This is a genomic window from Acidovorax sp. ACV01, from assembly GCF_014851495.1.
Lineage (GTDB): Bacteria > Pseudomonadota > Gammaproteobacteria > Burkholderiales > Burkholderiaceae_C > Acidovorax > Acidovorax radicis.
The window spans coordinates 738,774-753,304 of record NZ_JACUZT010000001.1 but is presented as its reverse complement, the minus strand read 5'-3'; the positions used below and the strand labels follow the sequence as shown (position 1 = coordinate 753,304).

Sequence of the window (14,531 nt, the reverse complement as noted above, 5' to 3'; positions counted from 1 at the left end):
ATGACCGACTCTTTGCACCTTCCAGCCCTGCGCGGCGGCCTGTTTGCACTGCTGGCAGCAGCCCTGTTCGGCATCAGCACGCCTTTGGTACAAAAGTTGGGCGTTGGATTGGGCGCTTTCAGCACGGCGGCGCTCCTGTATGCAGGAGCGGCCCTGATCGGGGTACTGTCGCTGCGGACTGCTGCGCATGAAGCGCGGGTGCAGAGATCCGACATTCCGAGCCTTCTGGCGATGGCTGGCTTTGGCGCGGCGCTGGGGCCGGTGGCCCTGGCCTGGGGCCTGCAGCACACGAGCGGGGCCAGCGCATCGCTCATGCTCACGTTGGAGGCGTTGTTCACCGCGACGCTGGCATGGTGGCTGTACAGCGAAACCATGGACCGCCGCGTGTGGGCCGCCATGCTCTTGCTGCTCGCAGGAGGAATGGCGCTTGTTCTGGACCAGGGCCTACAGGGAGGAGTTCAGCTGATGGGGTTGCTTGCCGTGTTGCTGGCCACGGTCGCCTGGGGGGTAGACAACACTTTGTCCCGTGGACTGGCTGAGCGCGACCCCAGCCAGGTGGTGATGGCCAAGGCTACCTTGGGAGCCGTAGTGACGGCTGCATTGGCGGTTTCGACTGGGGAGCCTTGGCCTTCGTTATCCGCAGCACTAGGACTTCTCGCCGTGGGAGCCACTGGCTACGGCCTGAGTCTGCGCTTTTACCTTCTTGCCCAGCGGGAGTTTGGCGCGGCGCGCACAGGCTCGGTGTTTGCTTTCGCGCCCTTCATCGGTGCTGCCGTGGCCTTCGGTTTCGGGGACCGCTCTGCGGGATGGTTGATGCTGCTGGGCGGGGTATTGATGCTGGCGGGAGTGGTACTGCACTTGGCGGAAAGCCATGGTCACGAGCACACACACGAAGTGCTTGAGCATGAGCATGCCCACCGGCACGACGATGGGCACCATTCACATGTGCACTTTGTGATGCCCAAGGGCAGCCACAGTCACAAGCACACCCATGAACCTATGACCCACGCTCATCCCCATGCTCCTGACGTGCACCATCAACACGTTCACTGAACCCCAGGGATTTTTTGTCTGCTCCCCCGAGGTCACTTGACCGTCAGGTCGGCGACCAGGCGAGCCTTGTAAGCCCTTTCCCGAATAGCATCCTCGCCGTCAGTCGCCCATACAAACGTGCTCTTCCATGCCCAAACCGTTCCATCGATCCGAAGAAACCGTAGGTCACCAGCTTTGCCATCCACGGTTGCGACTTGACGCTCTCCTTCGAAATCCAAGGTGAACGTATGCGTTCCTGGCTTCAACTTGAAGCGCACCATCGTGTTGGGGAGAGTCTCGGCGGCCATTTCGTTATCCGCGCTGATCTTCACAAACCGCCCGCCATCTCCCCAGTTGCGCCGTACGACGTAGACGGTGAGCGCATTCGGATCGGGAGTAAAGCGCTTCGCCTGAGCGTCGGCATTCAGGCTGGGGGCGGGTACCCGAGTGCACGCGACTACTCTGCCCTTACTGGTCTTGTAGCAGTATGGCTCTTCGGCGGAGGGATCGGCCCCAGTAGAGGTAGCACAACCCGCCAGCAGGCTAGCTGCCAGCACAGAGCTGAGGATCACGGAGAGGCGGCGGGTGCCTGAATATGCAGGTATTTTTGTCATGGATCTGTTTTTTTGCTGTGGAGGTTGTTGCGTATTGCCTGAAGCTTCATCAGCGACCCCGGTACCGTCACCCACGGTCTGCCTCCTTGGATTGCATATGGCGGTGCCGCGATTTCGGTGTTTTTCGGTGTTTAAAACGCATTGCCTGTCGATCCCTCAGTCTCTTGGCCAAGCGTCGGCTGTACTTGACTCTCACCGCCATTGGCGGGTGGCGTTTGAGCCAGATACGCCGCAGCCTCCAAAACACAAACACGGAGCTCAACAAGCCGATCCAAATCCAGAACAGCTTGGCAAAGAGCGCGACCTGTGCAGCCTGCATTGACATGGATCGCTCCTTTTTGGCCTCCAGCACAGGCATGTTGCCGATGGGCGGTCCGAACTCGCCGATATGTAGTCAGCTGCTTTGACGTGAACGGACTGCGGAAAGTGGGATCACCTCTGGAGGCGTTGCGAAGGCGATCCCCCCAGCCGGCCTTCGTGTACTACTTCAGCGTGAAGCGGACGGAGGCAACCGACTTGCCGGCCTTCGAGACGGCGACGACGGCTTTGGTACCTGCGGGAACCTTGAAGCTGCCCGACGCTTCCAGCTTGCCGTCGCCGACCTGGAGCTGAACTTCCTGCTTCTCGCTGCCAGCCAGCAGAGTGACCTTGGCTGTCATCCCCGTCACAGCAACGGGCTTCCCGTGGTCGCGCATATAGAGCTGCAGTTTGTCGGCGCTAGCAACGAATTCGTACTCGACCTCCTTGGCTTCTGCAACAGCACCACCGTGCATCGGCTTTAGGTCGTGACCGTGATTGTCCGCAGCGAAGGCTGCGCCCGAGATCGACACTGACAGGGCGAGAATGAGTTGGGAGAGTTTCATGACAGTTCCTTTGGGGTTGGAGAAAAGGGACGGTCCCACGATCAGCGAGCGGGACCGTTTCAACTACGCGGACGCGGACACGTCTGGGGGATGCGAGGGCTCAGCGGACACGTCCTCGTCTTCCTCATCGGGCCGGTGGGCCAGACGGTAAAGAATCGGCAGCACGAGAAGCGTGAGCAGCGTGGACGAGAGAATTCCGCCGATCACCACGGTGGCCAGGGGACGCTGGACTTCAGCGCCGGTGCCTGTCGCAATGGCCATTGGAATGAAGCCCAGCGAGGCCACCAGGGCAGTCATCAGAACCGGCCGTAGCCGGGTGAGCGCGCCGTCACGGATTGCTTCGTCAAGACCAACGCCGCCTTCCCTCAAGCTGCGGATGTACGAAATCATCACCAGACCATTGAGCACGGCCACCCCAGAAAGCGCGATGAAGCCGACAGCCGCAGAGATAGACATCGGAATGTCGCGAAGCCAAAGCGCCAGGATGCCCCCCGTCAAAGCGAATGGGATGCCAGTGAAGACCAGCAGACCATCCTTGACGTTGCCGAACATAGCGAATAGCAGCACGAAAACCAGCAGCAGGGACACCGGCACGACGACCTGCAGGCGCTGCGTGGCCGACTGCAAGTTCTCGAAGGTTCCGCCCCAGCTCGTCCAATAGCCGGTAGGAATCTTGATCTGGGCCAGGCCTTTCTCAGCCTCTGCGACGAAAGAGCCCACATCGCGCCCGCGCACGTTGGTGCTCACGACGATGCGGCGCTTGCCGTTCTCTCGGCTCACCTGGTTGGGGCCAGGAGCAAGCTCGAATGTTGCTACCTCGCCCAGCGGGATGAAGTTCGTTTTGGCCTCTGTCCCATTGGCAGAACGCGGCAGCGGGATAGGAAGGCGCTTCATCCCTTCGAGATCGTTGCGCAGGGATTCAGGCAGACGAACCAGGATGTCGAATCTGCGGTCGCCCTCGAACATAGTGCCGGCCTCGCGTCCACCGATAGCGGTGGCCACGGTGTCTTGAATGTCGGCAACGTTCAGACCATAGCGAGCAGCCTTCTGGCGGTCGATATTCACGGTGAGCATCGGAAGCCCCGTCGTCTGCTCAACCTTCACCTCAGAGGAGCCCTGAATCTTCTGCAGCATTGCGGAGACTTCTTCTGCGGACTTGTTCAGGACATCCATGTCGTCACCGAAGATCTTCACGGCTACGTCACTGCGCACCCCGGAGATCAGCTCGTTAAAGCGCAGCTGAATGGGCTGGGAGAACTCATAGTTGTTGCCCGGGATTTTCCCGATGACTTCCTGAATCGCCGCGAGTAATTCGTCGCGGGTTTTTCGAGGTTCGGGCCATTCGGCCATTGGCTTGAGCATGATGTACCCGTCCGAAATGTTCGGCGGCATGGGGTCCGAGGCAATCTCAGCAGTACCGGTTCTGGCGAAGATGCGCTCGATCTCGGGGAACTTCTCTTTCAAGGTCCTTTCAATCTGCTGCTGCATTTGGACTGACTGGGAAAGGCTGGTGCCTGGGATGCGCAGCGCCTGGATCGCAAAGTCGCCTTCATTGAGATTGGGCACAAATTCGCTGCCCATGCGCGTGGCGATCAACCCGCACAAGACCACAGCAACTGCAGCTGCGGTCAGTACGACCGCCTTGGCGGCCATGACACGGTCGAGCAATGGACCATACAAGCGCTTGGCATGGCCCAGCAGGAAGTTTTCCTTCTCGCTGACCCGATTGCCGATGAACAGGGCCACCGCTGCGGGGATGAATGTCACCGACAGAATCATGGCGCCCAGCAGTGCCGCGACCACCGTGAATGCCATGGGGTGGAACATCTTCCCTTCAACGCCTGTCAGCGCGAAGATGGGCAGGTACACCACCATGATGATGAGCTGTCCGAACAGCAATGGACGCCTTGACTCCTGGGATGCCAAAAATACCTCATGGAAGCGCTCAGCCCGCGTCAGTGGCCGACCGTGGTGCGCTTGTGCATGGGCAAGTCTCCGTACGCAGTTCTCAACGATCACCACCGCTCCGTCGATGATGATGCCGAAGTCCAACGCTCCCAGGCTCATCAGGTTGGCGCTCACCTTGTACTGAACCATACCCGTGAAGGTAAAAAGCATCGACAAGGGGATGACCATTGCCGTGATGATGGCGGCACGGATGTTGCCCAGAAAGAGGAACAGGATCACGATCACCAGAACCGCGCCTTCCAGCAGGTTCTTCTTCACCGTACTGATGGCTTTGTCAACAAGCACGGTACGGTCGTAGACTGTCACCGCGTGTACCCCCTCTGGGAGGCTCTTGTTGACTTCCAACATCTTCTTGTCCACCGCCTGCGAGACAGTCCGGCTGTTCTCGCCGATCAGCATGAACACCGTGCCGAGGACCACTTCGCGCCCGTTGTCTGTTGCAGCACCTGTGCGCAGTTCCCGGCCAATGCCAACTTCTGCCACGTCGCGAACGCGCACAGGAACACCGTTGGCGCTGCTGAGGATCACGTTACCGATGTCTTCCAGCGACTTCACCTGACCAGGTGCACGAATCAGATACTGCTCGCCACGCTTTTCGATATAGCCCGCGCCCACATTGCCGTTGTTGCGGTCCAGCGCAGTGACCACATCCTGCAGTGTCACGCCCAGAGAAGCCAGGCGTTCAGGGATGGGCGCGATCTGGTATTCCTTGGCAAAGCCGCCAATGGAATTGATCTCGGTCACGCCAGGAACATTTCGCAGCTGTGGCTTGATGATCCAGTCCTGAATCTCGCGCAGGTCAGTTGCGGTATAGGGTGAGCCATCGGGCTTCTTCGCCCCGTCCTTGGTTTCGACAGTCCAGAGATAGATTTCGCCCAGCCCGGTCGAGATGGGCCCCAGCGCTGGCGTGATGCCGGCAGGCAGCTTGTCGCGCGCCTCCTGGATACGCTCGTTGACGAGCTGCCGAGCAAAATAGATGTCGGTTCCGTCTTTAAAAATGACGGTCACCTGCGACAGACCGTACCGCGAAAGCGACCTGGTCTGCTCCAGGTTTGGCAGGCCAGCCATGACCGTCTCAATGGGGTATGTAACCCGCTGCTCAGTCTCCAAAGGCGAGTAGCCTGCGGCCTGTGTGTTGATCTGAACCTGGACGTTCGTGATGTCAGGGACCGCATCGATAGGCAGCTTTTGGTAGCTGAAGACGCCAAGCGCCGCCATGCCCAGGGCCGCTAGAAGCACCAACCATCGCTGTTCGATCGAGAATCGAATGAGTTTTTCAAACATGTATGCGCTCCGCGATCAGTGCGTGTGTTCGGCAGATCCCTTGCCGAGTTCAGACTTCACGACGAAGCTGCCGGTCGAGGCGTAGGGCATACCGGCTTTGAGACCCGAGAGGACTTCGACCCGCTTGCCATCGCTTCGGCCCAGCTTCACGGGTTGAGCGATAAAGCCTCCATCAACCTTGAGGAAGACCACCGGCTTTTCCCCGACGTTTTGGACGGCGTCGGCCGAGATGGTTACAGGCGCTGCCGTTTCTTCGGACACCACCTCAACATTGACAAACAGGCCGGGGCGCCAAGCGCCCTTGGGGTTGTCAAGAACCACGCGGGCTTTTGCCGTGCGGGTTTGCTCGCCAATGAGCGCTCCTACAAAAGCGACAGTGCCTGTAGCGGAGGCGTCAAAGGCGGTGGCCTTGATCGTGACCTTTTCGCCCACACGAACCGATGGCAGATCTTTCGCAGGAACATTGATCTCAGCCCACACTTGGGAAAGGTCCGAGATGGTGAAAACCGCAGCATCTTCCTTCACGGCTTCGCCGAGACTAAGGTGCTTCTCGATGACAATGCCATCAAAGGGCGCTCGCAACTCGATACGGTTCAGTCCTGCTACCGACGAGGCGGACAGGCCCATCGCGCTCAGTTTCTGATTGGCGTTGGCTACTGCGACCTCTGCTTCGCTCAAGGCCTGCTTGGCCTGCAGGTAGTCTTGCTCGGCAGACACCTTCTGCTCCCACAGCTTTTTTTCTCGCTCGTAGGTGGTCTTTGCCAGCGTTAAGCGCTTTTGGGCCGTCTGCAGCTCGCTGCGTTGCTCGGAAGCAGTCGGGCTCGCGATCACCGCCAAAACTTGCCCTTTCTTGACCACTTGGCCCAAGCTGGCATTGACGCTTTCCACGACTCCCGCAAGCCGGGGAACAACGTGAGACGTGCGATCTTCGTTCAAGCGTATCTCCCCGGGAAGGAGCAACGCCGTCTTGATGTTGGCTTTCACAGCAGCGTCCAGGCTGATGGATGCAGCCTTTATCTGGGCATCGGTCAGTTCGATCTTTCCTTCTTCCTTGCTCATCACGAACATGAAAGGCTCTGTGGCAGTCTGCGCAATGATCTCGATGTCGAACGCATGGGGTTCAGCAACGATCTCTCGGCTGACAAGACTGTCTTTTTCAGCGGCAAACGTCAGTTTCTGCTTTTCATCTGTCGGGCGGGTCACAGTTGCCGTGACCGTTGCAGCATTCAGGGGCAGCGGTTTATCTTTGTCGGACAGCCAGATTCGCAGTCGAGGCTCGCCACCGTCTTCAGACAACAATGCTTCCAAGCTGAAGTCGCCTTCCTTGAACACGGTACCGCCATGTGGTCCCTTGGCTTCGCTCTTTTCATGGTGTTCACCATCGGCATGCCCCTTGTCATCGTCGTGGCCCTTTTCGCTACCCTTGCCATGGTGCTCGCCGTCGCCGTGTCCCTTGGCCTCGGTATGGCCGCCGTGCCCGTGGCCATCGTCCTCGGTGGCTGCGGCTTTGGGCTTGCCGCCACCTTGCAAGATGAAAGTTCCCGCGCCGACCCCTATTGCGAGGACTACTGCAATGGCGATCAGGTGTTTTTTACTGATGGTGGATTTGCTGGAGTTCGTGTTCATGGTCATGCTCAGTGTTGCGTTGCGATCAGGCCGGGAACCATGCTGGCCCCGAGCAGGCGGTCGATATCAGCCGCCGCACGGTGTGCTTCGCCAAGGGCTTTGAGGTACTGGGATTTGGCTGTGAAGTAAGTGCGTTGGGCATCGAGCACTTCCAGGAAATTGAACTTACCGTTCTCGAAACCAATGGTGGCGGCGTCATAGGCCGACTTCGCACCGGGCAGAACTTCCTGCTGCAGTGACTGAACCTCTGCGGTGATCGTGGAAAGGCGCTCTCGTGCCTGCGCCACTTCGCTGTGCAGGCGCACGGTGGCTGCTTGCAGCTCATCGCGGGCCTTGTCCTCAAGTTTCAGCGCCTCCAGGAGGTTGCCTTGGTTGCGGTCGAAGACGGGAAGAGGCAAAGAGACCCCGAAAAGAAGGACGTTGCGCTGCGTCTCGTTGCTGCGCTGCATGCCGACGCTGACGGTGACATCGGGGACGCGTTTGCTTTGTTCCAGGTCGGTCAAGGCCTTGCGCCGATCCACCTCGATTCGCGCAAGTACCACGCCTGGCGAAGAAGCAATCAGGGGCTGGAGATCGACGAGGCTCGGGACCGAGGGCAGGTTCTCGGCCTTGCCCTCCAGGACGGTGTACGGCGCATCGATCCGTCCCAACAGCGCGAAAAGGCGAGACAGTGCATTGCGTTGTTCGCTTGCGGCCTGGGCGAGTTCGACGCGAACGCCGGCTTCGGCAACCCGGGCCTTGGACTCTTCCACTGGGGATACTTTGCCAGCGGCTACACGCTTTGAGACGGTATCCGTTGAAGATTTGGCCAGCGCTGCGCTGTCTCTGGCCAGTACCAATCGTTCCTGCGCAGTCAGAACATCAAAGTAAGCGGCAGCGACATTGGCCCGCACGGTGGCTTGCAGCTCGGCGAGTTGGGCCTGTGCTTGCTCGCGCGTTTTTTCGGCCGCCTTAGTGCGTGCCGCACGCTTTCCACCCAGTTCCACGGGAAGATTGAGTTGCCAGCTTTGCGTACGTGTTTTGGAGCGTGTGTCTTCCAGCGAGTACGCGAGCTCTGGATTGGGGCGCGAGCGTCCTTGAAGAACCTGTCCTTCGGTTGCCTCCCATTGGCGCTTTGCCGCAGCCACCTCCGGATTTCCCTCCAGGGCTAGTTCGATGGCCTTGGCCAGGGACAAAGGCTCAGCTGCGGCCGCTGCAGCTGACTGAGGTGCTCGTTCGCCAACGGCTGGCCCTGGTGGTAGGCCCTGGGAAAAGGCACCGCCCGAGGCGCTCAGCCATATAGCTGCGGCGCCTGCCGCGAGCTTGATCTTTCTACCGCCGCGCCATGCGTGCGGCATCTCTTGAAGGTAAATACCCTTGAACATCCGATTCTCCAGTGATTTCAAAACACGAGGGAATCGGCGGACTGGCAACCGTGCAGCTGCCTGGCAACTCGTCAGTCACTTCAGCTGCAACACACGCAACTGCTTCCGCCGCGATGGCGGACAAGACTGAAAAAGAAAAGTGAGATGCCCCCGCCGATCAGGCGAGGACGGACCACTGAGGGCGGTCAGGGGGCGTGGGCGTTACAGCCAGCAGACGCTGGCCTGGGGAAGACTCCACACGGCTGTCATGGGAAAAGGCTGGCTTTGCATCTGACCAGCTCAAGGCCCCGATACCCGCGCCATGGCAAACTGAACAGTCAACATCAAATGCAACTGCACCCTGGCTGGACTTTTCGGCCTGACCATTCCCGCCTTTGGCTTCATGCTTGTGTTCGTGATGCCCCAAATGCTGCGACTGCGAGGTTGAGCTCTCATGCATGCAATAAGCTGCCACCGCAGACCAGCTGAACTGGAACGGAAGCAATGCAAGCATAAGAACGGCGATCAAGCGGCACATTTTTGAAGTCTAGCATGCGTCATGAAGGGCGCGCTCGGGCGTGGATGGCCGCTGCGGAGCGCTGGGTTTAGAAATCAGCGAGCGCCGCCGTTCAGGTCCTGAAGAGCCTTCTTTTCAGCTGCAGACATGTTGAGAAATTCCTGTTGAACTTGCTCACGGGTCTTCGTTGCGCCCGTTGCTTTGACAGGCAACGCCCCCCCGCGTGAAAGGGTCGCCAGCGTGCCATCCCGGCGCGCTACTTCGACAGCCTGAAGCACATCGCCACGGGACATTGTGCTCTGCGTGTGGTCGGGATGGGTGGTCATGCCCACTTCGCCGTCGGCGGGATGGTACAGCGACGAGGCAGATGCCAATCCTGGAGCCGCGATAGCGAAGGCAATCAAAGTGAGCGTGAGGGGTTTGCGAACGGTCATGGTGTTGTCCCTTGATTTAAATCAGCCCTCGGCGATTTGCCGGGACTATGCCTTTCGACACAGGGATACTTTAAAAAACCGAGTGCGACAAGGCGCCAACAGCCAGATAACAAATTCGTAAACTACGAACAGGCCGGATTCTTCGAGAATGGCAGCATGAAAATTTTGCTCATCGAAGACGAAGTCAAGCTGGCCGAGTATCTGCGCAAGGGCCTGGGAGAGGCCGGCTACGTGGTGGACGTTGCACACAACGGGGTGGATGGCCTTCACATGGCTCTGGAAGGCGTGCACGATCTGCTGGTCTTGGACGCGATGCTTCCAGGGATCGACGGCTTCAGCCTTTTAACAGCCTTTCGCAAGACCAAGCAGACGCCGGTCTTGATGTTGACAGCAAGGGTCAGCGTCGAGGATCGGGTATTGGGACTCAAGACGGGTGCTGACGACTATCTGGTCAAGCCCTTTGCGTTTTCCGAACTGAGCGCCCGCATTCAGGTGCTGCTCCGGCGGACCCATGGTGCGAGGGATGCCGCAGAGCCCACGCAACTGCGTTTGGCGGACCTTGAATTGGACCTGGTACGGCGCAAAGCGTCCCGGCGTGGTCAGCGTTTGGAGTTGACTGCCAAGGAATTTCTGCTCCTGACGCTGTTTCTGAGAAGAAAAGGGGAAGTGCTTTCTCGCACTGAGATCGCTGAGCAGGTGTGGGATATGAACTTCGACAGCGATACCAGCGTGGTGGAGGTCGCGATCCGGCGCCTCCGTACCAAGATCGATGTGCCGTTTGACACTACGCTGCTCCACACCATTCGCGGCATGGGATATGTCATGGAGGACCGCAACGGATGAAGGCGTTGGCCCAACATCGCTCATTGCGCCAGCGGTTGTCGTGGTGGCTGGCGCTGCAGAGCTTTGCCGGACTCGGGGTGGTCTGTCTGATGGTTTATCTGGTGACCGAGTTCAATTTTCGTGATCGGCAAGAGGAAACGCTGGCACAAAAAGAAACCGTCATTCGGCACTTGCTGCAGGATGGCAAGGAGCATGGGGATTCGGAAGACCTTGCGCACAAACTCGATGACTTCCTTGTTGGGCACGGAGATCTGTCGCTCGAAGTCGCGCAGGCGGACGGGATGGTTATCTACGCCCACGCCCGCAACCAGAGTGCCAAGACGGTATGGCGCCAACGGCAGTTCGAAGTAGCACAGACTGCGGACCAGACTCCCTCAAAGAACTTGCGCGTTCAGCTGTCGCTGGACATTCGAACCGACCACCAGTTGTTGCACCGACTTGCTCTTACCTTGCTGGTCGCAGCCATCGGTGGGGCCATCGTTGTATCGCTGGGCGGATTCTCCCTGGTCAACTTGGGCCTGGCGCCCGTCCGAAGACTGGCCAGTCAGACGCGCGCAGTGTCGGCTGACAATCTACATCAACGTCTCGACAGCGCCGAGCAGCCCCTTGAGCTCGTGCCTCTGATCGACCAGTTCAACGCGCTTCTGGCGCGCATTGAGAAGGCGTATTTACAAATGGAGGGCTTCAATGCGGACGTGGCGCATGAGTTGTGCACGCCTTTGGCCACGCTCATTGCCAACAATGAATTGGCTTTGCTGCGCCCTGAGCGGGCGGATATGCGCGAGGTGCTGGCGTCCAACTTGGAGGAGTTGCACCGCCTGACCGGCATCGTAAATGACATGCTGTTCCTGTCCCAGGCGGATCGGGGTGTGGGAGCGCGCCGCGCGCCCGTGGCGAGCCTTGCATCAGTGGCTGCTGACGTACTGGACTACCACGAGGCCGCGCTGTCCGAGGCAGCTCTCACAGCTAAAGTGGTTGGTGATGCGCATGGCGCCTTCGACGTGCCGTTGCTGCGCCGGGCCCTGTCGAACTTGCTCGGCAACGCCACTCGATACGCGAGCTCTGGCTCAATCGTCCAGATCAACCTCAGAACCACCGATGAGGGTCGTGTGCTGATCAGTGTCACCAACTACGGCAGCACGATCGATCCCGAGATACTTCCGCAGCTGTTTGATCGATTTTTCCGCGCAGATCCTGCGCGCAGCCATGGGCAGAGCAACCATGGCCTCGGTTTGGCCATAGTAGGCGGTATTGCACGCATGCATCAGGGCAAGCCATTCGCATCGTCAGAAAATGGGGTAACGAATGTGGGAATCGAAATTCGCCCGAATTGATGGTGGTTTTCAACGGGGTGGGGTCGATCCTGTGCCCCTGCGACTGGGTACGGACCGTTCAGAAATCCGATTTACCCAGGACAAAGCAGTCATATTCTTTTTGCTGCTTGACTTTAAAGCCACTTCAAGGTTTCCAATTGGGCTATGAAATCAGAAACAAGCACACCTCCCACCACTGTTGACACCTGCTGCTCCTCGGGCAGTTCCAGTTCCGCAGCAGCGGTCCCTGCAGCCGCAAGCATCCCGGGCCAAGGCAAGCTGTTCCGAATCGCCACCATGGACTGCAGCGCTGAGGAGTCGGAGATCCGGCGGGCGCTGGAACCTCTGGAGGGAATCCGCTCGTTGGGCTTCCAACTCGGCGCGCGCACGCTGAAGATCGATGCGGAGGATCGCGCCTTGCCCCTGGCGCTCGATGCCATCCGCAAGGCGGGCTTCGATCCACAGCCGGTGGTCGCTGCGGTAGACACCCAGGGTAGCCAGGGCCGGGTGTTTCGCATTGCGACCATGGACTGCAGCGCCGAGGAGGCGGAGATTCGCCGGGCGCTGGAGCCTCTGGATGGGATTCGCTCTCTGGGCTTTCAGCTCGGTGCGCGGACGCTGAAGATCGATGCCGACGAAGGCACCTACCCGCTGGCCCTCGACGCCATCCGCAAAGCGGGCTTCGATCCGCAGCCAGTGGCCGGCGCCAATGGCTCCGAGGGCGGACAGGCGGGCGAACCAGCCGAAGGCGACGACCATGGACATGGTTTTGCAGGCGGCATCTCCCGTTTGGTGGCCGCGCTGGTGTTCGCCACGGGGGCTGAGGTCCTCTCGTTCTTTGCTCCAGACCAGATGGCCTGGAAGGTGGTGGGCATGGCCATCGCCGCGCTGGCTATCTGGCTGGCCGGGATCGACACCTACAAGAAAGGCCTTGCGGCGCTGCTGCGCGGCAAGCTGAACATCAATGCGCTGATGTCGGTGGCCGTCACCGGCGCATTCCTCATTGGTCAGTGGCCAGAAGCCGCGATGGTGATGGCTTTGTACGCGATTGCGGAGCTCATCGAAGCCAAGGCAGTGGACCGGGCCCGAAACGCTATCAAGGGCTTGCTGGAACTGGCGCCCGAAGAGGCTTTGGTACTGGGCACCAACGGAGCGTGGACCGCTACACCGGTGGCTTCGGTGGCCATCGGAGCGACCGTGCGCATCAAGCCGGGCGAACGCGTGCCGCTGGACGGTAAGGTGACCAAGGGCAATGGCGCCATCAACCAGGCCCCCGTGACTGGCGAGAGCATCCCCGTGGACAAGGCACCTGGCGACCAGGTGTTCGCCGGCACGATCAACGAGACTGGTGAGCTGGAGTTCGAGGTCACAGCCTTGTCGAGCAACACCACCCTGGCCAGGATCATCCAAGCCGTTGAGCAGGCGCAGGGCACGCGCGCTCCGACGCAGCGCTTTGTGGATCGGTTCGCCTCCATCTACACCCCCGCAGTCTTCGCCATTGCCGTGGCGGTGGCGGTCCTCACTCCTTTCCTGATGGGACTTACCTGGCTGGAGGCGCTCTACAAGGCCCTGGTCCTGCTGGTGATCGCCTGCCCATGCGCTCTGGTCATTTCCACGCCGGTCACGGTGGTCAGCGGATTGGCCGCAGGAGCGCGCCGTGGGATCTTGATCAAGGGCGGAACCTACTTGGAAGATGCCCGGCTTCTGAAGGCGGTGGCGCTGGACAAGACCGGCACCATCACCGAAGGCAAACCCAAGCTGGTGAAGTGGAAGGTGTGGGGTGCCGGTGACGAGGCCGCAGTCCAGCAGATGGCTGCCAGCCTGGCGGCTCGTTCCGACCACCCGGTTTCCAAGGCGATTGTCCAGGGCTTGGATGTAAAGGGTCCAGAAGCAGAAAGCTTCAAGGCCTTGCCTGGGCGCGGCGTCGAAGGCATGGTCAATGGTGTGCGCTTGATGCTGGGCAATCACCGACTGATACATGAGCTAGGACTGTGCGGTCCGGAGCTGGAGGCGGAGCTGGCCACCCATGAAAAACAAGGCCGCACGGTCACTCTCCTGGCGGACGAATCGCGCGTCCTGGCGCTGTTTGCGGTAGCGGACACCATTCGCGAGACGTCGAAGCAGGCCATCGTCGACCTCAAGGCGCTGGGAGTGACGTCGGTGATGCTGACGGGTGACAACACTGCCACGGCAAAGGCCATCGCTGCCCAGGCCGGCATTGACGATGCCCGTGGCGATCTGCTGCCCGAAGCCAAACTCGATGCCATCAAGGAAATGCAAAAGCGCTATGGCGCCACCGGCATGACCGGCGACGGCATCAACGATGCGCCGGCGCTAGCGCAGGCCGACATAGGTTTTGCCATGGGTGCGGCGGGAACCGACACGGCCATGGAAGCAGCCGATGTGGTCATCATGAACGATGACCTGCAGCGCGTCGCCGAGACAGTGCGTCTATCCAAGCGCACCCACGCCATTCTCTGGCAGAACATCACCCTGGCGCTGGGCATCAAGAGCGTCTTCCTGGTGATGGCGGTCGTTGGCACGGCCACCATGTGGATGGCGGTCTTCGCGGACATGGGAGCGAGCTTGCTGGTGGTAGCCAACGGACTGCGTCTGCTTCGCGGTACACGGGTGGAGCCAGCCGCCAAGCCAAGCCGCTCAGAAACCAAGGAGCATGCGCATTCCCACTGAGCG

11 protein-coding genes are annotated in these 14,531 nt (G+C 60.0%); 4 read left to right on the top strand and 7 right to left on the bottom strand.

Features of this window, described 5'->3' with window-relative positions; translation table 11 throughout:
• On the top strand, nt 1-1,053 hold the full coding sequence (locus tag IB243_RS03480; protein WP_192424972.1) for a DMT family transporter: 1,053 nt from the start codon (nt 1-3) through the stop codon (nt 1,051-1,053).
• Nucleotides 1,054-1,085: 32 nt separating this feature from the next.
• Here IB243_RS03480 and IB243_RS03475 read toward each other — a convergent pair whose 3' ends face one another.
• From IB243_RS03475 to IB243_RS03450, 7 genes are all read right to left on the bottom strand, one after another.
• On the bottom strand, nt 1,086-1,721 hold the full coding sequence (locus IB243_RS03475) for a hypothetical protein (RefSeq protein ID WP_370540305.1): 636 nt from the start codon (nt 1,719-1,721) through the stop codon (nt 1,086-1,088).
• Nucleotides 1,722-2,128: 407 nt separating this feature from the next.
• The gene (locus tag IB243_RS03470) at nt 2,129-2,509 is read right to left on the bottom strand and encodes a hypothetical protein (RefSeq protein WP_044402376.1); all 381 of its coding nucleotides are present in this window, start codon (nt 2,507-2,509) and stop codon (nt 2,129-2,131) included.
• 63 nt (nt 2,510-2,572) lie between these two features.
• Nucleotides 2,573-5,761 carry a CusA/CzcA family heavy metal efflux RND transporter gene (locus tag IB243_RS03465; RefSeq protein ID WP_192424970.1) on the bottom strand — a complete coding sequence of 1,063 codons (3,189 nt, stop codon included), beginning with the start codon at nt 5,759-5,761 and terminating at the stop codon, nt 2,573-2,575.
• Nucleotides 5,762-5,776: 15 nt separating this feature from the next.
• Entirely contained in the window at nt 5,777-7,393 is a 1,617-nt protein-coding gene (locus IB243_RS03460) for an efflux RND transporter periplasmic adaptor subunit (protein ID WP_192424967.1), read from the bottom strand.
• A gap of 2 nt (nt 7,394-7,395) precedes the next feature.
• Nucleotides 7,396-8,751 carry a TolC family protein gene (locus tag IB243_RS03455; protein ID WP_192424965.1) on the bottom strand — a complete coding sequence of 452 codons (1,356 nt, stop codon included), beginning with the start codon at nt 8,749-8,751 and terminating at the stop codon, nt 7,396-7,398.
• Nucleotides 8,752-8,908: 157 nt separating this feature from the next.
• Nucleotides 8,909-9,268 carry a cation efflux protein, CzcI family gene (gene czcI, locus IB243_RS27410; protein WP_370540304.1) on the bottom strand — a complete coding sequence of 120 codons (360 nt, stop codon included), beginning with the start codon at nt 9,266-9,268 and terminating at the stop codon, nt 8,909-8,911.
• A gap of 74 nt (nt 9,269-9,342) precedes the next feature.
• The gene (locus IB243_RS03450; RefSeq protein ID WP_192424963.1) at nt 9,343-9,681 is read right to left on the bottom strand and encodes a DUF4148 domain-containing protein; all 339 of its coding nucleotides are present in this window, start codon (nt 9,679-9,681) and stop codon (nt 9,343-9,345) included.
• A 156-nt stretch (nt 9,682-9,837) separates the two neighbouring features.
• Here IB243_RS03450 and IB243_RS03445 point away from each other — a divergent pair, with 156 nt between their 5' ends.
• The 3 genes from IB243_RS03445 to IB243_RS03435 all read left to right on the top strand — a co-directional run bounded on the left by IB243_RS03445 (nt 9,838) and on the right by IB243_RS03435 (nt 14,528).
• On the top strand, nt 9,838-10,524 hold the full coding sequence (locus IB243_RS03445) for a heavy metal response regulator transcription factor (protein ID WP_121420067.1): 687 nt from the start codon (nt 9,838-9,840) through the stop codon (nt 10,522-10,524).
• Nucleotides 10,521-11,858, top strand: a complete 1,338-nt coding sequence (locus IB243_RS03440) for a heavy metal sensor histidine kinase (RefSeq protein ID WP_192424962.1) — start codon at nt 10,521-10,523, stop codon at nt 11,856-11,858. The genes IB243_RS03445 and IB243_RS03440 overlap by 4 nt, the downstream gene beginning before the upstream one ends.
• Before the next feature lie 144 nt (nt 11,859-12,002).
• Nucleotides 12,003-14,528 (top strand): heavy metal translocating P-type ATPase, encoded by a 2,526-nt coding sequence (locus tag IB243_RS03435; RefSeq protein WP_370540303.1) that lies wholly within the window; start codon nt 12,003-12,005, stop codon nt 14,526-14,528.
• The last annotated feature ends 3 nt before the right edge of the window (nt 14,529-14,531 follow it).